Raw genomic sequence first — 21923 nt, 5'->3', positions numbered from 1 at the left:
TCAAGCCACCCAGTTTCCAGTGCGACCTCAGGTTGAGCCCAAGGTTTAAACACCAGACTTAAATAGCCGCCTGCGCGCGCTTTACGCCCAATAATTCCGGACAACGCTTGCCCCCTACGTATTACCGCGGCTGCTGGCACGTAGTTAGCCGGGGCTTTCTTCTCAGGTACCGTCACTCCGGTAGCAGTTACTCTACCGGACGTTCTTCCCTGGCAACAGAGCTTTACGATCCGAAAACCTTCATCACTCACGCGGCGTTGCTCCGTCAGGCTTTCGCCCATTGCGGAAGATTCCCTACTGCTGCCTCCCGTAGGAGTCTGGGCCGTGTCTCAGTCCCAGTGTGGCCGTTCACCCTCTCAGGTCGGCTACGCATCGTCGCCTTGGTGAGCCGTTACCCCACCAACTAGCTAATGCGCCGCAGGCCCATCCCTTACCAGCAGATTGCTCCGCCTTTCATTCTCTCCTCATGCGAAAAGAGAAATTATCCGGTATTAGCTACCGTTTCCGGTAGTTATCCCAGACTAAGGGGCAGGTTGCCTACGTGTTACTCACCCGTCCGCCGCTAAGCTTACCCCGAAGGATAAGCTCCGCTCGACTTGCATGTATTAGGCACGCCGCCAGCGTTCGTCCTGAGCCAGGATCAAACTCTCCAATAAGGTTTTTCCGAGTAGTTACCACACCCGAATTACTCCGAGGAAATAACCATCCGAAAACTATCGAAAAGAGCGATTGCTCATTTTGAAACATCTGACGAGAATTTACATTCTCTACTTTGGATCTCACCGAAGTGATTTCCGATACTCACTCGTTGTTCAGTTTTCAAAGATCAAGCTCGTCGTTGACTCCTACGCTCTCGTCGTCAGCAACTCTTATAATATATCACGTTTGTTTCAGAAACGCAAGCTTTTTTTGAAATGTCTTTTTCAGTCAATTTCAGCTAAACCTTGACGCGCTGTAACAACGTTCACTTATAATACCCCACATTACCGACAAAAAGCAACCCCTTAATCAAAAAAAAGACAAACCGCTTAAATAAATAAGCAGTCCGTCTTCTTACCACTATATTTTCTTCGTTCTTAGTAGAATTTAGCAGCGCTATATTTGCTTGCTACTTTAGTAAGGCCAACATCTTTATTGTTCTTAGCCAGACCTGCATCAACAGTAGTATCGATTGTTACCCATTTGCCGTTCAGCAGAACTTCGTTCCAGGCGTGGTATGTCGAAACATAGCTGGTGTTACCCATTACCAATTTAGTAGGGATGCCTTCACTGCGAAGCATAGTGGCGAACAGGGAAGCATAGTCATAGCAAATGCCCTTTTTGGAGAGCAATGTATTGTCGTTATTAGGAATATAGTCCTGCGTTACTGTTGTAGCCAGTGTGTTGTCATATTTAACATTTGCTACGATGTAGTTATAAATCGCTTTTACTTTAGCTTCGTCTGTAGTCAGACCTTGTGTAAGCTGTTTAGCTTTCAGTACGGCTTTATCGGAAGAGGTCCATTTAACGTTCTGTACGGAGCTCAAGTATACAGCGTTAGCATTGCTAAGGTTAAGCTCAACATCTTCGGAAGTTACTACTTTGTATTTGTTGCCGGTTGTGTTCTCAAGAACAGATACTTTATAAGTGCCGTTGCCTTGTTGCAGCGGGAAGGATTCTGTCGACTGGGAAGCATACAGGTTGTAAGTGTAGCTGTTACCGCCCTTGGTGATCATAACTTTGATGCGTTTGTCAGCAGGTACATCATAGGATACTGCAACAACGCCCTGATCGAGCTTGGAAGTATTCAACCAGCTTGAGTCTGCAGTAGCAGCTGAAGCAGTGCTTGTCTGAACGGAAGTGACAACTACGAATAATGTTAACAGCATGAAGTAAAATTTTTTCATGGATAAAACTCCTTTCGGTAGCTGGCTGCCATCCTTACGGGAAGGCCCTCTAGCTTTGCGTCCCTACCTTTCGATAGGTTTGCCGTTATCGTGTGCAGCTTTATCTCTCTCAATCTACCAAAAATGCTAGATTTTGGATCGTATAGCCAACAAAAAAAGCCCTTCATTCGGTAGCTGGCTGCCATCCTTACGGGAAGGCCCTTTAGCTTTGCGTCCCTACCTTTCGATAGGTTTGCCGTTATCGTGCGTGCTTTTATAGTTATATACTACCATATATTCGCCTAGATACAAGACCTAATTTACTAGAATTTCAGCATATTTCAATAAATTTTTTAATATTTCGCGCTGAATCCCTTTTTCTCTTTGATTCTAAGATAGCTTTGCATGAATAATCAGCCGGTGAGTCGGATTAACAAGCGGATCGCAGGTAATTAAAGTGAGGATTTTGTCCTTATCATTGCCGTTCAGCACCGACACGTCCGTCGGTTCTACAATAGAGATATCATAAACTTCGTACTGATACTCCTCTGCGCTTGTCTTAATCTTGATTGTATCTCCAATCTTCACTTCATCCAGCCTGTTAAAAAGCCGGCCGGCCGTTCTGGATCTGTGCGCTGCTATAGCTGCATTCCCCACCTCACCCAGCGGAGCTGTCTCCTTCATATGGGCGGCAGCATGCTTCATATTCGCTTTTGTCGCACCTTCAAGTACAGGCAGCTTCAGATCGATCCGGTCAATCGTGATGATCCCGGTGATTTTGCCGCCAACTGCGATCTCTTCAGCCGGCTCAGCCGCTGGCTGGACCTCTTCCTCCTGTTCCGACTCCTCGGCCAACAGCTGGGTCACCTCAGCATAGGGCTTTTGCAGATCCGGTTCAGCTGCCGGAGTAAGCTCACTGTAGGCTTGTTCTACTTCCTCCAGCAGTTTCGCCTGCTGCTTGTCGTTGTACCATTCATTCGCTTTCGGATACAGCATAATAAGGACGCCCGCCAATATAATTAGATAGGAAAACTTGCGCATGAACATCCCCCTTTACATTTTTGAACAGGTCAGCCCCAATCCCGGTGGTTGCCTAGAACACCCACAACCGGCTTCCGAAAAAGTTGATAAGCACCGTAACAAACGTAACCAGCACCTTGGCTATAAGCACCTGAACCCCGAAGCTGTCAGTCAGAAAATGCATCAGCAGTACTGAAATGCCGAGCACTGCCAGATTGAGGATGATAAACCTCACCAGCTGGAGCCGGTCGGAACCGTCCTTAGCTGCCGCCCGGTCACTGAAGGTCACCTTCTTGTTCCAAAAAAAACTGTTCGCTGTCCCCGCACTATAAGAAATAACCTGCGCCGGAGCATTCATCATCCCCAGCGAGTGCAGTAGTGTAAATACTGCAAAATCGATTAATGTATTAAGCAAACCTACGGCGTTGAATTTTAGGAACTGGATAAAGCCCGCATTCAGCTTTTTACCGCTCATAACGCTTGCCTTCCCGCTTGTCAGGATACTCCTCATCCCCGTACCCTTTGGTCTCCCGTACAATGTACAGCGGCCGGTCCTTGGATTCATCGTAGATCCGCCCGATATATTCACCGATTACCCCCAGCAGCATCAGCACGATGCCATTGAAGAGCAGATTGACGCCCACAATGGAAGTCCACCCGGGAACCGCCCACGTTGTGAACAGCTTTTGGAATAGGATGAAGAACAGATATAAAAAGCTTGAAAAGGCCAGGAAAAAGCCAATGTAGGATGCAATTTTGAGCGGCTTATGTGAAAAGGAGGTGATCCCGTCCAAGGCAAACCGGACCATTTTCTTCAGCGGATATTTCGTTTCACCGGCAAAACGCTCCTCCCGCACATACTCGACCATCGTCTGACGGAAGCCTACCCAGCTTACAAGTCCCCGGACATACCGGTTCTTCTCCTTAAGCCCTCTCAGAACATCACAGACCTTGCGGTCAATCAGCCGGAAATCGCCGGTATCAGTAGGAATCTCAACGCTTGTCATACTGCTCAGCAGACGGTAAAAGAGCTTGGCGGTCACCTTTTTGAACAGTGTCTCCCCGTGGCGCTTAAGCCGCTTGGCATAGACTACTTCATAGCCTTCCTTCCATTTTGCGATCATCTGCAGAATAACCTCAGGCGGGTCCTGAAGATCGGCATCGATAACCACCACCGCCTGCCCTTCAGCATAGTCCATCCCGGCGGTAATTGCGATCTGATGTCCGAAATTGCGCGAGAAGTCAATCAGCTTAACATGCTCGTCACGGCTGCTGATCCCGCGCATAATCTCAGCCGTACGGTCACGGCTGCCATCATTAACGAAGACCAGCTCGTAGGAATCACCGCATTCGTCCATAACCTTTTTCAGACGCTCATACGTATGCTGAATGACCTCCTCCTCATTGTACATCGGGACAACTACACTGTATCTGGCTTTCACCCTGTTTCCTCCTAAAAGTTTTGTAAGCATGGGCTTCCTTGTATTACTTCGTACAAAACTCGCCTCGAAAGCATACGCTTAGTTTTATGGAGCTTTACTTCATTGAACTGCTTCGCAATAAAACTCGCTTCAGAAGCATGTGCTTAGTTTACTTAGCCCGCCGGCCCCTAGAACACCCAGGAAGGGAACCAGCGCAGCACTACATTTACATAATCGGCACTAACCTGCATTCCCGAAAGAACCGGATAGAACATAATGAAGAGTACGGCCGCTGCGGCCACATAAGCATAACGGATTTTGGAAGCTCCGGGGAACTTGCTGTCCAGCAGCTTCATTATATAGACAATCGCCAGGATCATAAACGGCACCATTGCAAAATAGTGATACAGGAACGTCTCGCGCGGAACAAGCATCCAAGGCACATATTGTGAGAAAAAGGCGATCCACAGCATGTACAAGCTCTTCTCTTTACGTCTGATGGTAAGCCATACTGTGCCAAGCATTGCGAAAATTCCGGTCCACCAGATCAGCGGATTCCCCATAGTAACAATACTGCTCACCTGACCCTCAGGCAGCCCATTCCCGCCGCTGAAGAACCAGACCGGACGCTTCATAAACGGCCATTCCCACCAGGAGGAGGAGAACGGATGCGTAGCTACAAGCTGGCTGTGGTAGTTATACATGTTCTTTTGGGCATCAATAAGTCCCTTAATAGTATAACCTTCTGCGGTAACAGACAGCACCGGAATAAAGGACAGGCTGTACACTATAACAGGAATAATCACAAAGAAAACAACACAGCTGGCCAGTGTGATGATCGTGTTCTTCCAGAAGGAGCTGTCGGCTGTCCGGCAGGCTGTCTTGATCTCCTGGTCGCCCAGCTTGCCTTCAGCAAGCATACGTCCTGCTGCCCGGTATTCCCTGTAGCGGTCAAACAGTGACAATGCAAGCATTACCGCCAGTCCGGCCCCGCCATAGAGCACGATCCATTTGGAAGCGACTCCGATCCCGAAGAAGAGTCCTGACCAGAACAGCGGCACCAGGGTCTTGCGCAGCGGAACACGGTAAAAATTCATTGTAAAATAACGCTGCATGAAATAGAACATCAGCATAATAAAGAATACACCGTACACGTCGATCGTAGAGATGCGCGTCTGGGTAAAATGCATGAAATCCAGCGCGAACAGTCCCGCCGCAAGCGCAGCATACCGGGTCTGGCCGAACAGCCGGAGACCCATCATATAGATCAGCGGCAGCATTGCAACCCCGAACAGGGTGCCGATAATCCGCCAGCCGAACGGATTGACGCCAAACAGCTCCATTCCTGCTCCAATCAGGATTTTACCGAGCGGGGGATGGGTATTTTCATAGGCAACAATCCCGTGAAAATGCTCATACGCAGTACGGGCGTGATAAATCTCGTCAAAATAGGTACTGTTCATGAAATTCGAATACTCGGGAACGAGCGATTGCTCGTCAAACAGGTTGGCCGGCCCGCCTCTTTTGGCTGCCGCTGCAGCATCCGGCGTTACACCGGCTACAGGAAGCGGCGTTCTGCCTCCCCCCTGTTCATAGAAGGCTATCTCATTCAACGTGAAGCCCGGCGTGGTAACGGTCAGCTTCACATATCTTGCAGCTACGTTTAACGGCTGGCTTTTCCAGATGAAGACATTGCCGACATCCTCGCTCACATCCAGAGGGCTGCCCCAGACATCAGGAGTCTCGCTGAATTCGAGCTTGAACTTGCCTGTACCTACACCGCCGAATATATTTACGCTCTCCAGCTGCCTGCTCTGGCCAAGGTCAACATAGAAGCTTTCACCGCTGGCTGCAGGCTCCCATAGGGTTTCCGGCGCTTTGGTTGAACCGAGATTCACCAGTGCAATGACTGTGTAGACTGCCGTAATGGCAAGCATCCAGATCCAGTCCTTCCGCTGGAGTCTGAACCTGGCTTTGGCCTTGGTCTCCAGCGGGCGGATGCCTTCGGCAAGCACCAGATCCGCAGCATATTTCTCTGCATCTGTATCCGGAGGTGCCAGCATCTTGATCTGTTTGCGGATATATACCATATACCCGGTATACAGCGTATAGACCAGCAACCCGAGATTGGCAATCGACGTAACCAGCACAATGCCGTCCGTCGGCGGGTTGCCGCCGGCATTGAGATGAGCCAGTGTATAGCCGACATTGATATATTGCGTCAGCGTAAAGCCCAGGAACAACGTCAGGAAACGGCGGTCCCTGCTCTCCATATAGCTGAATAAGCAGAGAATAAGAGCCGGATAAATATAACGCTCATGCATCTTGGTGCCCAGGACAAATACGACAGCAATCAGCACGATGGCGATAAAATACGATTTAGACAGGTCCTTGCGGTCTTTGCGGAATGAATAGTACGTTGCGGCTGCTACAGCAGCCAGGATGAAAACAAAACCCCAGACGCGGTACGTAATGCCCAGCCATGTAACATCCATAGCCGACCACATCGGGCCTGTGAGTGCGTACAGGTTAAACGCATTAACCGTGGAATACGGGTAAGACGATAAGGTGGCTTTGTACAGATCAATCAGCCCGATGAAGCCGCCGTTGTTCCAGAAGAACGGGGCCGCCAGCAGGGCAAAGATCCCCAGCCCGTATAAGGCTCCGAGGGCAAGCTGCTTCCAGGCCCGGTGATGATAAAAGGCAAACATCAGGACAGGGGTAAAGATCAGCGCCTGCGGTTTAACAAGCACGGCAATGGCGAAGAAAATGGCTGAGCGGACAAAGGTTTTGTTAGCAGCCCCCATAATGCTGAGCAGCAGGAAGATCATAAAGAAGGAATCTGCCTGGCCCCAGGCGGCTGAATCCATCAGCACAGCCGGATTAAACAGGTAGAGCAGCATCAGGCCGATAGCCATTCCGCCGCCGAGCTTCTTGCGTCCAATCTTGTAAATGAGGCCGGCGAGCACCAGATCTGAGAGGATTGCCGGCATTTTGAAGAGCAGCATTTCCCCTGCCGATCCGTGCGTAAGACCGAACAGGCTGCGGACCGCGCTCAGCAGATACAATATGTACAAATAGCCTGGCGGATAGTCCGCGAAATAACCCTCCTCATAGAATCCGCCTGGTCCTTTATCAACAAGACGCTGTCCCCAGGCTATAAAGGTATTCATATCATTCTCATAGCCCTGCGCGGTAACCCCGATCCAGATGCGCAGGATAAACGCGCCGGCGAATGCAATATACAGCCATCTCGTATACATTGCATCCGGCTGGGCCAGCAATTTATTGCTGCGTAATCCTCTATTATATAGAAGGGCAAAAAAGACACTGAATACAGCCGAGATCAGCAGGATTTTGGCCGGCGATACTTTATGGGGTACCGATTCAGCAGTATCATTGCCGGCAGGAGCCGCTGCTGCGGCATCCAGCGAGATGAAGCTTGCCCCTTCGGGCAGAGCCTCCAGCTGCTCTACAGACAGGTCATCGAAGTAAGCCTTGCCTTGAATAAGGCTGGCGTAACCGCCAAGAGCTGCTCCAACGGTAAGCTCAGTCTGTTCATTCCCGGTCTGGCCGATAAACTCCAGGTACTGCCAGTCTCCGCCGGTATCTGTTGTTGCCGGATAACCGCCGCCTACCCCAACCGGGAACACATTAGCGCCCAGGCCTTCACCGGCTACGCTGGCAATTTTGACATAACCTGAAATCTTATAATAGCTGTCCGGCGTTACGGTAATAGCCTGAATCCATTTCAGATGATTCGGTTCAAGGTTCTCGATAACCGCAGCTTTGCTGCCGGAATGAACCTCCTCGGACTGAACGGACAGAATACCTGAGCCGTCTCCGGCAATCCAGGCATCCTTGGTCCAGCCCGCCGGTGCTCCATCCTCCCCGTCTTCAAAGCCCGGATTCTGCAGCAGATTGCCCTCTGCATAAATACTTGTTACCGGAAGTACGAACATCAGCAGCATGAACATAAAGACTGCGGCCGTGCGTAGATGTTTGATCATCGTTCCAACCTCACCTCATCAATGTTAATCCAGCCGTTCCCGCCGGTTATACTAGCTTCCGCCTGATCCCCTCGTTCAGGGCAACAGCCGGCAAAACAATCTGATAGTACCCTCAAAGCTCCGTTGTTCAGTTCATTTCCTGCAGAACGCACGGAATCCGCTTCTGTAGCCTAATCGCCGGTGATAATAACCGTATAGTTGGCAAACTGCTGCACGGAATAATTGCCTGCGGCTATTGCCGGCAGCCCGGAATGATTACTGATAACATAAGCTGAATTAGCTTCTAATACATCCGGTCTGCCGAATCTGTATCTGCCAAACGCTGCGACCTGCTGAAAAGCACCGCCGGGATTAACGTATACAACCGAATCCTGGAAGTCATGCGGACTAATCTTCTCATAGAACAGCACGTAGATATAAGGCATATTGATTTCATCTGTTACATAGATGTTTCCGGTGGTGTTTCCGGAAGCATAATGTATGGCTTCGCCCGCTGATTCATAAAAGCTCGGACCGATTCTGGCCGGATAGTCACCGAAATATTCGCCGATAAAGGAGCCGAACATTACGGCAAAGGCAGCAGCGGCGAGAATACCTGCCGGCTTTATTTTGGAATAGAGCCAGATGAAGCCGGCCGCCACGAGCATAACCAGCGGATAGAATACAATATTGATCCGGTTAATATTCACCGTAGTGATAAAAGCCATCAGCACGGCTGACAGCAGCCACAGTAAAATAACTCCCTGTTCCGCTTCTTTACGCCGGTTCTTCCACATTGTCCGGATCATCACAAGAAGCCCGGTCAGCGCAAACGGCAGCGCAAGCGGATAAGCATAGCCGTACCAGGAAATAGAGTTCCATGGCAGACCGTCGCTCCCGCTCCAGAGGATGGATATGAATTCACGTAAATTACTTGCGGCTGTCTGGAGCAGCTCTCCGCCAAAAACAGAGGAGATCTGCTCCACCCGCGGCGTAGTGAGCTTCGGAACAGATAATAGCGGCGTAGTGATGGCCTGCAGGTCTTCGTAATGATTAATTACTATAAATAATAATATGGGCAGGGACAGCAATACAAATAGCAGGGCATTCCACAGCAGCGTGCGCACTCTGATTAGCCTGCAATATAATAGAAGAATTGCCGTTCCCGCAGCAAATACAGGAACAAAGAAATAGGCAGTCCCATATGCATACAAGGATAAAGCCAATACTGCCGTAAAGGCATAGGTCCAGCGGGAATCCGCAGATTGGACTGAACGTAAAAGACAGTACACCGCGATCAGAATCAGTGTCGGGAACAGATTGGACTCCAGCGCCCACCTCGACATCATAATATGCCACGGGTTAATGGCTATAAAGAACATGGCAGCTATGCCTGCCGCTCTGGAAGGGAACAACCGTTTCATTATCAAATAGAAGAAAAACATTCCGGCCAGCCCCATAAAAACGCTCAGCGCCCTTACCGACAGCGGAGTCAGGCCGAACAGCAGCAGAAAAGGAATGGACAGGTACGCATATAATGCATTTTGCCCGCTGCCCCAGGCTATAAGATGGACTGGCAGATGAACACCGTTGCGGTCGATCCCGTAATGCAGAATGGCGTAAGCATCATAGCCGATGGAAGCCTCATCCTGATTCAAGCCGGGCGGAACCGAGCCTATGTATACTATTCGTACAATTGCCCCCAGCACGAACAGCAGCAGCGGCCAGGGATTGCTTTTGCAGGAGTTAACGATCCTGTTTAGGATGCCTGACAACTTACATCACCTCTTCAACAATATAATCTAAATACCGGATGATGGAAAGACCGGGACGGTCCTTTGTTCAGGAATAGACCAAAAAGAACCGGAAAGCCGGAATATACAAAAAACAGCTCCCTCATCTCTGAAGGAGCCGTCATCCTGTACTATTAAAAGGGTAAAGGGAGTTGTTCTTAGCCTGCGCTGCCGAAGAATATATAACGCATAACAATCAGAACCGCCAGCACCCACATCATCCAGTGAATATCATATTTCTTTTTGCCGGCCAGGTTGGCTACACAAGCCAGAATTACATAAGTAACGATACCGAACGAAATCCCGTTAGCAATGTTGTACGTGAAAGGCATAATCGCAAAGGTCAGGAAGGCTGGAATAGCATAAACCATATCCTGAAAATCAATTTCGCGGATCGACTGGGCCATAAGCACACCCACAACGATCAGGGCAGCAGCAGTAGCCGAGCCTGGAATCAGGGCAACAACCGGGGCCAGGAACAATGCAAGCAGGAAGCAGACACCGGTAGTTACGGCAGTCAGACCTGTGCGTCCGCCTTCAGCAACGCCGGCAGCACTCTCTACATAAGCAGTAGTAGTGGAAGTACCGAGCATAGCGCCGCCTGTTACAGCGATAGCATCTACGAACATTGCATTTCCGACACGTTTCTTACCTTCTTCTTTGTTCTTCATAATGCCAGCACGCTCAGCAGTACCTACCAGTGTGCCAAAGGTATCAAACAGCTCTACAAAAGTAAAGGTGGCAATTGCGGATACAATACCGGTGTGCATGATGCCGTCCCAGTCAAATTCCATAAAGTTCAGCTGTGTGAAATCCGGAACCCAAGGCGTCTGCGGGCTGCTCAGCGAACTGAAATCAACGGCACCCATCAGAATAGCCACAAGCGTTGTACCAAGAATACCGAACAGGATTGCCCCGCGCACTTGAAGCACCATCAGGATAGCGATCAGCAGAAGGCCGATAATAACGAGCTGAACATTCGTGTTTTCCAGGCTGCCCATATGAATGACCGTCTCGAAGGACAGCACGTCTGTAAATTTGTTAGCAGGAATGTCGCTGCCGGCTTCAACGCCGATAGTCATCAGTCCGCTGTTCTTGAGGCCGATGATCGTGATGAAAAGACCGATACCGACTGTGATTGCATGCTTCAGACTGTCCGGAATCGCGGTAAGCAATATCTGCCGGACTCGGGTAACCGTAAGGAGAATGAAGATCAGACCGGAAATAAATACGGCGGTCAGACCCATCTGCCAGGTGAACGGGTGATCAGTAGTCTGTGAAGCGAGTACTACGGAAGCAAAATATGCATTAAGACCCATACCAGGTGCCAGCGCAACCGGGAAATTAATGAACAAACCCATGGCAATTGTGAAAATACCTGCTGCCAGCGCTGTAGCCAGGAATACGGAATACCAGCCCATGTCGATGCGGCCAAAGGCGGTCAGCGTACCCGGGTTAACCGACAGAATGTAGGCCATTGCCATAAAGGTAGTAATACCGGCCATGATCTCTGTGCGTACGGTAGTGCCGTTTTCTTTCAATTTGAAAAAGCGGTTCAATTGATTCTCCCCCTAAGGTGTATGTTGTGTATGAGCCCACAGAAAAGCCGGTATCTGATCGACACCGGCCCGAAAAAAGAGAAGGTCCCTCATCTCCCTCCAGCCTCACAGCCGAAGGTTCTTATGGAATCGCTCTTTTTAATCGTAGCCAGGTCATTACGGTGACCCTGTAGAGACTTCCAGGCCAATTCCCGGAATTATACGAATAATTTTGTTGCTCAACGCTTTTTTATTTTAGGTGTAACTCACATAACTTGTCAATGGTAAATACGAACATTGTCTGTAATCTTTTCGTTAATGTTCGTAAATGAGGCGTTTTTATGAATGTGGTGTACGGTGGTCATCAGCTTTTTAGGAAGTCTAAAAACAGTTAACCAAAAAATACTCTCTTCTGTCTGCTGAACAACGCAGATAAAAGAGAGTACTTATTTATTTTATCCTATTCCCACTCGATAGTCGCTGGCGGCTTAGAAGTAATGTCGTACACGATCCGGTTGACGTTATCTACTTCGTTGACGATGCGGACGGAGATTTTCTCCAGCACATCCCAAGGGATACGTGCCCAGTCAGCCGTCATTCCGTCGATGGAAGTTACGGCGCGGATACCTACGGTGTAGGAATAAGTACGCTCGTCACCCATTACACCTACGCTCTTCATGTTCGGAAGTGCAGTGAAATACTGCCAGATTTCACGATCCAGACCGGCTTTGGCAATTTCTTCACGCAGAATGTAGTCGGAATCACGAACGATCTGCAGCTTCTCTTCTGTAACTTCACCCAGTACACGGATAGCAAGACCCGGACCCGGGAATGGCTGGCGCCATACAATTGCATGCGGCATGCCCAGCTCTTCACCCAGCTTGCGGACTTCGTCCTTGAACAGGGTATTCAGCGGTTCGATCAGGCTGAACTTCATGTCTTCCGGCAGACCGCCGACATTGTGATGCGATTTGATGGTCTGTGCAGTTGCGGTTCCGCTCTCTACAATATCTGTATACAGCGTACCTTGAGCCAGGAAGGCAAAGTCGCCCAGCTTGGCCGATTCTTCGTCGAAGCAATAGATGAATTCGTTGCCGATGATCTTGCGCTTCTGCTCTGGATCGGATACGCCGGCCAGCTTGCTCATGAAACGCTCGCGCGCATCAATTTTTACGACATGAATATCAAATTTGCCGACAAACGTCTCCATTACGCTCTCAGCTTCACCTTTACGGAGCAGACCGTGGTCAATGAACATACAGGTAAGCTGATCGCCGATTGCCCGGTGAATCAGCATCGCTACAACGGAGGAATCTACGCCGCCGCTCAGTGCGCACAGTACTTTTTTGTCGCCGACTTTATCCTGGATATCCTTAACGGCATCTTCTATAAAGGATTCCATTGTCCAGTTGCCTTCGCAGCCGCAAACTTCATACAGGAAATTCGAGATCATTTCATTGCCGTTCACTGAGTGGCGCACTTCCGGATGGAACTGCACGGCATAAAATTTCTTCTCGTCATTGCTCATTGCCGCGATTGGAGCACTCTCGGTACCGGCATCCAGCTTAAATCCGCCCGGAAGCTCAACGACATGGTCACCGTGGCTCATCCATACGGTCTGGCTGCCGTCAAGACCTGCAGCAAGCACCGAACCCGGCTGGAAATCTACGTCCGCTTTGCCGTATTCGCGCTTGGCTGCACGTTCAACTTTGCCGCCCTGCTGCTGGGCCATCAGCTGCATGCCGTAGCAGATCCCGAAAATCGGCAATCCCAGCTCATAGACAGCCGGATCAACATGCGGAGCATTTTCAGCATATACACTGCTTGGACCGCCGGAGAAAACAATCCCCTTAGGTGAAAGCTCCTTAATCTTCTCAATTGGCGTATTGTACGGCAGAAGCTCGCTGTATACCCCCAGGTCCCGGATTCTGCGCGCGATAAGTTGGTTATATTGTCCTCCAAAATCGAGAACGACGATAATTTCATTTGGCTTGTTCATTACGTGCCTCCCTTGATTATTGGATTCATTATACTCATGGTTAATTCTTACCGTCAAGGAAAGGCGGGCAGGCTTTTTGCGCGCTTTTGGGCAGTAAAGTCCGGCAGCAGCAAAGAGCTTCAGCAGAATAGAAAGAACCGGAGGCCCTGTCTGGAAAAGTCGTCCAGACCCGTTTTTCCGGTTACGGCGAGGCTTAGAGCTTTAGTTGCAGTTTGTACAATTAAACAACGCATAAGGCTGCTCTTTACTCAGATAAGTGTACTCCGTGCAACTAAAGTAGGCCGGAAAGGCTAAATCAAGCCCTTTTGAGTCTTTTAATTGCACGAAATACAGCTAAAGTGCTCTCAGTACAAAAAAACAGGCGTTTTAGTTGTACAGAATACAGTAAAGCAAGTTTGCCCTCTTTCCAGTGGAGTCATCATGCCAGCCGGAAGGTTATAATAAGGCACTGGCTTATAAAATCAGCGGATTGCTCAGATGATCCGGCAGTCTGCTGACCCGCCGTGATGCGAGCTGCGGGCGCAGCGGGTGAGGCTAAACCCGAATGCGGCGGCGTGATCGGTAATGCATGAACGGGTGCTGTGGGTAATGCAGGGACGGCAGGCGCAGCACGCGGCGCAGAAACCGGACGCGCAGGCGCGGCGGGTGATGCAGGGACGGCGGGTGCGGCTGCGCTGTACGCCAGGGTCTCCCACTGGCGTACGAACTGCCGGACCGCGGCTCGCAGCCGCACGTCCTCAATCGCCAGGGAGGCTGCGTACTCCCTGGCCGTCAATCCCGGCGGCGGCGCACCGTAGCGGGCCGCCAAGCCCCGCCAGGCCAGCGCGGCTGCGCGCAGCTGCCGCTCCCGGCCCCTGCTGCCGCGGCGCAGCGCCGGCAGCAGGGCCAGGCTCCGCCGCCAGCGCCAGGCGGCGGCGAGCACCAGCGCCGCCGCGGCAGCGGGCGGCGCCGGGGTCCCGCCCGCCTGTGGCAGGGCGGGCAGTGCGTCCGCGGCGCTGCGCGCGGACGCTTTCTGCGGCGCGGGAACCAGCGCCGCTGCAGGAGCTGCCGCCGGACCTGCGGCGGCCAAACCCGCCCCCGGCGTAGGGTCGAAGGCGACCCAGCCTGCGCCGGGGAAATATACCTCCACCCAGGCATGGGCATCAGCCTGGGTGACCTGGTAGCGTGCCGGCAGATGGCCGCCGCGCTCGGGAGTGCCGGGCCCATAGCCCTGCACGTAACGGGCCGGGATGCCGCTGCTGCGCAGCAGCACTGTCATCGCCGAAGCAAAATGGACGCAGTAGCCCTGCTTCGCGGTGAACAGAAAATCATCTACGAAATCCGCCCCTTCCGGCGGAATCCGGGTATCCAGCGTATAGGAATAGCTGCTGCTGAGGTAGTTCCGGACTGCAGTAACAGCGTCATACCGGTTTTCAGCTCCTCCTGTAAGCTTTGCCGAGAGTGCAGTGACCCGTTCCGGAAGATTCGAGGGCAGCTGCAGATATTGAATGGAAATTGCCTCCGGATCTTGTTCATTCCGTTCGCGCAGTACTGCAGGATCATTCTCCGGCAGCAGCGATTCCACTTCATAAGCCTGGATTGCGGCTGAACCGGAGGTTACCGGCAGGCGGAAACGGTTTTTCTCCGGATTCGTCAGCACATAACCAAGCCTGCTTCCATCCGTCAGCTCCACCGGCCCCACATCAGCTGCCATTCCTGCACTAAACAGCGGCAGTCCGCCGGAAGCCGGATCTGCAAGCTCGATCCGCTGCAACAGTATCCGGCTGCCGGAAGAATCTGCAGCAGCCAGCTCCGCAGACATCTCCTCTGAAGGCAGATGCGTCAGATTAAGGGGCTCGTACAAAATGCCCTCCCGGATCCAGCGGCGGCCGTCATAATAGGCGAGACTCTCTCCCCGCCAGTATACCGGGCGGCTGGTAATTGCTGTAAAAACCGGTGCAGTCCCCGGAGTCAGCGGTGCTCCCAGTTCCCCTTCCCCGGTTCCATACCCGGTCGTTCCCGCGGTGCCGGCTGCAGCTTCTCCACCTGCTGTCCGGCTTGAAATCCCCCTTTCAGCCCAATACTGCAGCTGTTCCATGACCGGCTGCAGCGTAACGGGTGCAGCCGGACGCGCACTGTACAACACAGTGCCTGTCCAGGCCGCTGCCGCCAGCAGGATTGCGGCGAGCAGCGTAAAGCCTGCCCAGCGGTAATACGGCAGTCCTCTCTGATCTGTCTGCTCCTTGAGCTGCTGCAGGCCCGCCAGCCCCCGCATCCAGAGAATCAGTACGGCCGATGCCACCATGTAACCGGTTGTATTCATACCAAAAATGATATCCAGCACCAGCAGATAAACAGCAGTCACTGCCGTAAACAGGGCGGTAGTCCCTCTGTACAGCGCCAGCTGCTGTACGGATGCAACCAGCAGGCCCCAGCCCAGAACCAGAATAAGCAGCCGGCTGTCCTCGCTGAGCCCTGACACTCTACCGGTAAATAATTGCGCAGCATCCGCTGGAATTCCCGATGCGTATGCCGCAAGCCATCCCGGGCCTTCGTTTCTGTTGCAGGCCGAGTACCAGGTTAAGGCAATCAGGACAAACTGGATCCAGATCTGCAAAACAGCCGGAACCCGGAAGCTGCCCCACAGGAGCAATGCGCCTGCAGCAAGCATCAGAAGCTCCAGCAGTTCTAGCGTATCCGCAGCCGGCAGCGACTGATGCAGCGGCATCAGCCAGCTGACGAACATGCCCATAATAGCCAAAGAGAACAGCAGACGGTAGTACAGGGGGCTGCTGCCTCCGTTACTGGTCTGGCTGTTCTCCGTTAGTTGCGCTGCCGGGCGGTATGCAAAGGCCGGGACTGTCCGCAGGCCTTGACCCTCTCCATAGAAGCCGGGAGAGGAGGGTTCGGCGATGACTGCAGAATCCTGCGGCAGACTACCCCAGTGTGGGTCTCCCCGGAATTTCATCTCCCTTCCCCTCCTTCCTCCATTCTGGCGCAGCCGGATAATCCAGGCAGTATACCCTTGCTCCCAGCCGGGCCAGGCTGCCGCTGATGGTCCCCGACGCAGGCGGCTTGTAACCTTCAGTCCGCCGGTCAGCTGCAGCCCCTTCCGCTTGCGGTGCGGGCTGATCCCAGACATAGTAAAGTTCCACCTTCATCCCCTGCATCAAAAACCGGGCAAGCGTACGGGCAGCCTCTTCCTCCAGCCGGCCGGTAATAACGGCAACCGTCATCCCGGGAATCCAGTGCTGTGATGCATCCTCCAGCAGCCTGCTGAGACTCCGTGTTCCGCAGGGCGTAATTTCCGTAAGCATATCCTGCACTCTGCCGGGGATTTTGCCGAGCCCTTCATGCCTGGCCATCCCTTCCGGCCAGCCTCCGGTGAACAGCTGGACGTACGCCCCGCTGCGCTCGGCAGAGAGCATCAGTCCCATCGCTGCGGATACAGCCCGCTCAAAGGGCGGATCTGCCTTATCCCGCTGGCTGCGCGGCAACAAGGCGCCAGAGGGAATCTCATAATTCTCCGGACAGTTGGCCAGCACAATGCAGGACATCCGCCCTTCCTCCTTATCCGGTATCCGGCTCTGCAGGGTGCCTTTGCTGGCACTGCTCTTCCAGTGAATGCGGTTCTGCGGATCACCTGGTACATAATTACGGATATCTGCCGCTTCCCCGCCGGTACGGCCCCGCTTCAACAGCATATCTTCTATGCTGCGGCTGCTCTCCGGCAGAGCTGCACCGGTATAAAGCGGTTTGGGCAGCACCTTCAGGCTGTCCTTCCCCTCAACCCGGCTTTCGCCGGTAAAAAGCCCAGCCGGATCTCCCCAGGTGATCCGGCTGCCATACAGCTGATGAATGCCGCGCGGTACCTCATGAAGCCTGTAGGAATACCGGAAGGAACGCCGGAAGCCGGGAAACAGCAGCTCCCGATGCCAGCTTCCGCCCCAATAATCCGTAATGATCATCCACGGAAGCGGAAGCCTGGTCGCAAAACTGACCTGCACTTCAATCAGCAGGCTGTCCCCGGCTACCGGACGGCTCGGGGTGATGCTGCGGGTAATCCTGAACCGCCGCGGCCCGAAAGCCTGCAGCAGCAGTCCCCCGCCCGCCAGCAAGCCGCTGACAATCAGCAGGAACAGCAGCGAGGCACCCCCCCGCCAGAAATATAAGACTCCGAGAACAAGGATAACTGCCAGCATCCGGAGCCACTCCGCTGCAATGCTGCGGCTCCGGCGGAACAGCAGGCCTTGGACATCAGAAGAACGTTCGTGCAGCTTACGCTTTTCAGGCGTTGGTTCCATTAGTGATGAAGAGGACATCGGCACCCTTCCTTCGTGGTCATAGAATAGCCCTATGGATGCAGCAGCACTATTTAAGTGCAATGCATAAGAGCCTACTATTGTTTATTCTTCCCACGAAAAAGGGTGCCCAAACCCCTGAAGTCTTTTGCATCCACCGATCATTTTTACCTTTCAGATGCTTAAAACGCTTTCACCCTCCGCTCCTCTGCCGTTACCTTAACCTCCAGTAAAGGATGCCCCGCCTCCTCAAGCAGATCACGAAGCGGAAGCCACAGGGAAGAACCGATCATCTGTATATCCGAGCTCCTCGTAACAAGCGTTCCGTCACCGGAGGTCAGGGTAAGCCGCTTATTCCGGGCATCTGCGCTCACCTCACGGCCGTTCCAGTAGACCCTTCCGCTGCGGCTGGCCGTATCCCAGCCGACCCTGCCGCCTAACCGCTCAATAACCGCCCTTAGCGGAACTATATATTGGCCTTTGCTGATCCGGAATTCCCCCGGGTCCAGCTTCGCCTCCAGCTTGCCCACCTCCAGAATCAGCGGCTTGCCCGGCCCAAACAGCCCTGCATTCGGCATAATATTAGAGGCAATCCAGGCTGCAGACGGCTTGCTCCGCCCTGCCGCTGCCGCAGCAGCTGACACTCTGAACTGCACCGGCTCCTGATCTGCATCCAGCACACCGAAGCTGTAGCCTGCAGCCTTGTACCGGGCAATGATCTCCGGCAGTGCCTTCGCACTCTCTGCATGACCCGCACCGTCATGAAGCAGGAGAATAATCCGTGAACCCTGCAGCGATACCGACTCCTGCAGGATTTCTGCAGCCGGCACCCCCTTACGTTTGGAATCCCCGCTATCCACAGTCCAGTCCATGACGGTGTATCCTGCCTCTTTTAACAGCTCGAAGTAAGTGGCGTCAAAATGCCCGTATGTACCGCCCGGAGCCCGTACCAGTTGAGGGCGGATTCCTGTAATTTCCCGAACCACCTCCTCTGTCTGTTTGATCTGGCTCCAGAATTCTGTGAATCCGCTATATAAATCATGGTAATTATGATTATAGGTATGATTGCCGATGACATGCCCCTGTTCCCAGATGGCATTAATAAGCTCAGGATGGCTTTTTGCCTGCTGCCCCAGCACGAAGAAAGTTGCTTTTACATTCTGCTTCCGCAAAATCTCCAGCACAGCAGGTGTTATATTGCTGGGACCATCATCGAAGGTAAGGTACACTGTCTTTTGCTCTGTCTTTTGTTTGGTTTTCTGTACCGCAACTGTCTTCACCTGCTGTACTGCAGCAACTACCATAGTGCCGTCTTGTTTCACAGCCGGAGCGCTCAAATCTTGCGTCACGGCAGCCGGAAGATTATTCTTAGAGAGAACAGGCATGGTTCCACCTGCCTGCAGAGGGGCAGCCTTCTGCTCAGGAAGGGACTCTACACCCCAACCTGTCAAAACACATAATGCAACAGCCATAGCAACCAGCCCGCGGATCATATTCCGGCGGATCAGGGTTCTTTTGCTACCCTTCATCTTCTCTACCTCCAGCATTCTATTGGCTTTGACAACCATTTGGTAGATTGTATGAAGACAAGCTTGGAAATAGAATTAGGCGCGCTGCCTTTGGAGAGTGACTTTATTATGGAAATGCTGAAGTGGATACAGGAGCTGTTCGCCGACTATGGCTATAATGTGCTGTTCTTTGGGCTTTTGCTGGAATTTGTGGCCCTGCCCTTTCCGGGGGAAACCACTATGGCCTTTGCCGGATTCCTCTCCTACACCGGAAGGCTGGATTTCCCGACTCTGGTTGCGGTTGCTTTTGCAGGAACAACTGCAGGCATGACCATCACTTATTTTATCGGGCTAAAAGCAGGGCTTCCCTTTATCCAGCGCTACGGCAAATGGTTTCTGTTCTCGCCGGCCAAGCTGGAAAAGACGCAGCACTGGTTCGAGCGTTACGGTAGCTTCCTGATTTCCATCGGATATTTTATTCCCGGCGTCCGGCATTTTACCGGCTATTTTGCCGGTATTATCGCGTTGCCTTTCCGGAAATTCGCTCTGTACGCCTATGGCGGCGCCCTGATCTGGGTTATCCTGTTTCTGGGTATCGGAAAAGTGTTCGGACCGCAGTGGATGGGCATCTTCCACCTGTTTGAACTGTACGCGCTCTGGATTGTCTCGGGTGTTGCCGCACTTGCCGCTCTGATTATTCTGATCCGCTACCGGCGCTTTCTGGCTGTACGCGTATTCCGGCGCAGTCCTGAGCTTGAACTGAAAACCAAACAGAGAGAAACGTCTAAAGAACGCTAGTACCGGATCCATTTATTCAGCAAAAAAAAGCCCTGCGCTGGGCATCTCCCGTTAAACGCAGCGGCTGCAGAATACAGACCAGACTTCTGCGCTTGTTAAAATGTTATGTCCTGGCCTCACCCTGCACCCTACTGTTTTCTGCGCACAACTAACAATATGCTCCCTCCTCCCCTTTTTGCAGAGTTATCCAGAATCAGAGGCATTTTTGCCTCTGATTTCAGCCATTTCACCGTATGAGCCTAATTCAAGGGCATTTTTGCCTCTCATTCCCGCCATTTCACCGCATGAGCCTAATTCAGAGGCATTTTTGCCTCTCATTTCAGCCAATTCACCGCATCAGCCTAATTCAGAAGCCTTTTTGCCTCTCATTTCAGCCAATTCGCCCTATGAGCCAAATTCAGAGGCCTTTTTCCTCTCATTCCAGCCAATTCGCCGCATTAGCCTAATTCAGAGGCCCTTTTGCCCATCTTCCCGCGCAATGCAGCATAACCGCCCAGCAACAGCGCAATACTCGCGAATCCGGCTCCCCCGGCAAAACCGAGCGTTCTCGGCTCCACATAATCCAGCATCCAGCCTGCCGTGAGCATGGACAGACCCAGCAGGGTGCCGCTGACCGCAGACAGCATGCCGAAGATAACCGGCTGCAGCCGGACCGGCGTCCCGCGCATAACCAGCGTATCCAGGCAGGCATTGCCGATACCGCCCGCCAGAGACAGCAGGATATACAAGAAAAACGCCTGCACAAAGCTCCCGCTGTTACTGATGGCCATCAGCAGTATTCCTTCCAGCAGCAGCCCGGTGAGCGCAACTGCAAGCAGCCGTTTCTTCAGCAGTCTTCCGGCAAAAAAGCTGAGGCTCAGCCCGATCCCAAGCGCCGCGTAAAAAGCCCCCACCCCGATATCTCCGGCATGAAATTCCTGCACCGCATACACACTGATCAGCACATTGTCCCACCCGTTTATCACCGGCACCAGAAGTTCATAGGCAATTACAATCTGCAGCACCAGGCTGCCCCGGGCCACATATTTGAGCGTCTGCAGCCGTCCTCCTTCAGACTGTTCTTTTGCAGCAGACTCATCGCCTTTTTCAGGCCGCCTCCGTTCTGAACTGTTCCCCGACTCAGGCTGCGGAAAAGAAATCCCCCACAGCAGCACAGCTGCTGTCAGAAAGGACAACGCATTCATTACAAAAGCCATGTCCGGGCCAAACCAGAGTGACACAACACCGCCGATGAAGGCGCCGATTATCAGCACACTACCGTTCATCAGCTGCTCCAGACTGTTTATTTTTAGCAGCGCTGAGGCATCAGCAAGCAGCGGGATCGCGGACTTGCGCACTGGACTGTAGACCGCCTCCCCCGCAGCCATAATAAAACTGCCGGCATACAGTAGCCACAGCCGTTCTTCCCCGTCCACCAGCAGAAAGGACAGCGCGACCTGTACACGCAGCAAATCGACGGCAATCATGATCGCTTTGCGCGGCAGTCTGGTTGCCAGCATCCCTCCCAGAGGCGCCATGAACAAATAGGGGAGCACCCTGACTCCCAAAGTAATCCCTACAGCCATTCCCGAGCCTGTCAGCTGCAGGACGAGCGCCAGCATAGCCACACTGCTGAAGCGGTCACCGATTCCGTTGACCAGCCCGGCAGCAAACAGTCTGGAGTATCCTTTGCGCTGCAGCACGCCAGCACCGGCAGTCCCTCTAATCATCGC

At 52.6% G+C, this 21923-nt stretch carries 13 protein-coding genes, 1 rRNA gene and 3 riboswitches (1 of these 17 only partly in view); of the genes, 1 reads left to right on the top strand and 13 read right to left on the bottom strand.

Annotation, left to right across the window (positions count from 1 at the left end):
• The 12 genes from NST84_RS02935 to NST84_RS02880 all read right to left on the bottom strand — a co-directional run.
• Positions 1-656, bottom strand: a 16S ribosomal RNA gene (locus NST84_RS02935); it reaches 892 nt to the left of the window's first position.
• A gap of 420 nt (positions 657-1076) precedes the next feature.
• Positions 1077-1886: a transglutaminase-like domain-containing protein gene (locus NST84_RS02930; RefSeq protein WP_342564172.1), complete on the bottom strand. Its 810-nt coding sequence runs from the start codon at positions 1884-1886 to the stop codon at positions 1077-1079.
• 13 nt (positions 1887-1899) lie between these two features.
• Positions 1900-1980, bottom strand: a riboswitch (cyclic di-GMP riboswitch).
• A 72-nt stretch (positions 1981-2052) separates the two neighbouring features.
• A riboswitch (cyclic di-GMP riboswitch) is annotated at positions 2053-2133 on the bottom strand.
• 122 nt (positions 2134-2255) lie between these two features.
• Positions 2256-2906, bottom strand: coding sequence for a class D sortase (locus tag NST84_RS02925; RefSeq protein ID WP_342564171.1), 651 nt, complete (start codon positions 2904-2906; stop codon positions 2256-2258).
• Positions 2907-2958: 52 nt separating this feature from the next.
• Positions 2959-3360, bottom strand: coding sequence for a GtrA family protein (locus NST84_RS02920; protein ID WP_342564170.1), 402 nt, complete (start codon positions 3358-3360; stop codon positions 2959-2961).
• Positions 3350-4327, bottom strand: a complete 978-nt coding sequence (locus NST84_RS02915) for a glycosyltransferase family 2 protein (RefSeq protein ID WP_342564169.1) — start codon at positions 4325-4327, stop codon at positions 3350-3352. Before NST84_RS02915 ends, NST84_RS02920 begins: the two co-directional genes overlap by 11 nt.
• A gap of 167 nt (positions 4328-4494) precedes the next feature.
• Entirely contained in the window at positions 4495-8316 is a 3822-nt protein-coding gene (locus NST84_RS02910) for a glycosyltransferase family 39 protein (protein WP_342564168.1), read from the bottom strand.
• 170 nt (positions 8317-8486) lie between these two features.
• Positions 8487-10070, bottom strand: coding sequence for a glycosyltransferase family 39 protein (locus NST84_RS02905; RefSeq protein WP_342564167.1), 1584 nt, complete (start codon positions 10068-10070; stop codon positions 8487-8489).
• Positions 10071-10246: 176 nt separating this feature from the next.
• Positions 10247-11647, bottom strand: a complete 1401-nt coding sequence (locus NST84_RS02900; protein ID WP_342564166.1) for an NCS2 family permease — start codon at positions 11645-11647, stop codon at positions 10247-10249.
• A 125-nt stretch (positions 11648-11772) separates the two neighbouring features.
• Positions 11773-11872: riboswitch (purine riboswitch) on the bottom strand.
• A 214-nt stretch (positions 11873-12086) separates the two neighbouring features.
• Positions 12087-13625, bottom strand: coding sequence for a glutamine-hydrolyzing GMP synthase (gene guaA, locus NST84_RS02895; RefSeq protein ID WP_342564165.1), 1539 nt, complete (start codon positions 13623-13625; stop codon positions 12087-12089).
• A gap of 418 nt (positions 13626-14043) precedes the next feature.
• Positions 14044-16332: a transglutaminase domain-containing protein gene (locus tag NST84_RS02890; protein ID WP_342566335.1), complete on the bottom strand. Its 2289-nt coding sequence runs from the start codon at positions 16330-16332 to the stop codon at positions 14044-14046.
• A gap of 208 nt (positions 16333-16540) precedes the next feature.
• Positions 16541-17926: a DUF58 domain-containing protein gene (locus NST84_RS02885; protein ID WP_342564164.1), complete on the bottom strand. Its 1386-nt coding sequence runs from the start codon at positions 17924-17926 to the stop codon at positions 16541-16543.
• Between the two features lie 161 nt (positions 17927-18087).
• Positions 18088-19434, bottom strand: a complete 1347-nt coding sequence (locus NST84_RS02880) for a polysaccharide deacetylase family protein (protein WP_342564163.1) — start codon at positions 19432-19434, stop codon at positions 18088-18090.
• 108 nt (positions 19435-19542) lie between these two features.
• On the opposite strand from NST84_RS02880, the gene NST84_RS02875 reads away from it, so the two are divergent.
• Positions 19543-20211, top strand: a complete 669-nt coding sequence (locus NST84_RS02875; RefSeq protein ID WP_342566334.1) for a DedA family protein — start codon at positions 19543-19545, stop codon at positions 20209-20211.
• Between the two features lie 437 nt (positions 20212-20648).
• Here NST84_RS02875 and NST84_RS02870 read toward each other — a convergent pair whose 3' ends face one another.
• Positions 20649-21920: an MFS transporter gene (locus NST84_RS02870; RefSeq protein WP_342564162.1), complete on the bottom strand. Its 1272-nt coding sequence runs from the start codon at positions 21918-21920 to the stop codon at positions 20649-20651.
• Positions 21921-21923: the final 3 nt, after the last annotated feature.

The sequence above is a fragment of the Paenibacillus sp. FSL R7-0345 genome, assembly GCF_038595055.1.
Taxonomy (GTDB): domain Bacteria; phylum Bacillota; class Bacilli; order Paenibacillales; family Paenibacillaceae; genus Paenibacillus_AQ.
This window is presented reverse-complemented; position numbering and strand designations above follow the sequence as displayed.

What these genes read in the sequence shown, in the direction of transcription:
- NST84_RS02930 (WP_342564172.1), bottom strand. Translation starts at nt 1,886, where the DNA reads ATGAAAAAATTTTACTTCATGCTGTTAACATTATTCGTAGTTGTCACT.
- NST84_RS02870 (WP_342564162.1), bottom strand. Translation starts at nt 21,920, where the DNA reads ATGATTAGAGGGACTGCCGGTGCTGGCGTGCTGCAGCGCAAAGGATAC.
- NST84_RS02880 (WP_342564163.1), bottom strand. Translation starts at nt 19,434, where the DNA reads ATGAAGGGTAGCAAAAGAACCCTGATCCGCCGGAATATGATCCGCGGG.
- NST84_RS02925 (WP_342564171.1), bottom strand. Translation starts at nt 2,906, where the DNA reads ATGCGCAAGTTTTCCTATCTAATTATATTGGCGGGCGTCCTTATTATG.
- NST84_RS02890 (WP_342566335.1), bottom strand. Translation starts at nt 16,332, where the DNA reads ATGCCGCTGCATCAGTCGCTGCCGGCTGCGGATACGCTAGAACTGCTG.
- NST84_RS02920 (WP_342564170.1), bottom strand. Translation starts at nt 3,360, where the DNA reads ATGAGCGGTAAAAAGCTGAATGCGGGCTTTATCCAGTTCCTAAAATTC.
- NST84_RS02910 (WP_342564168.1), bottom strand. Translation starts at nt 8,316, where the DNA reads ATGATCAAACATCTACGCACGGCCGCAGTCTTTATGTTCATGCTGCTG.
- NST84_RS02875 (WP_342566334.1), top strand. Translation starts at nt 19,543, where the DNA reads ATGGAAATGCTGAAGTGGATACAGGAGCTGTTCGCCGACTATGGCTAT.
- NST84_RS02885 (WP_342564164.1), bottom strand. Translation starts at nt 17,926, where the DNA reads ATGTCCTCTTCATCACTAATGGAACCAACGCCTGAAAAGCGTAAGCTG.
- guaA (WP_342564165.1), bottom strand. Translation starts at nt 13,625, where the DNA reads ATGAACAAGCCAAATGAAATTATCGTCGTTCTCGATTTTGGAGGACAA.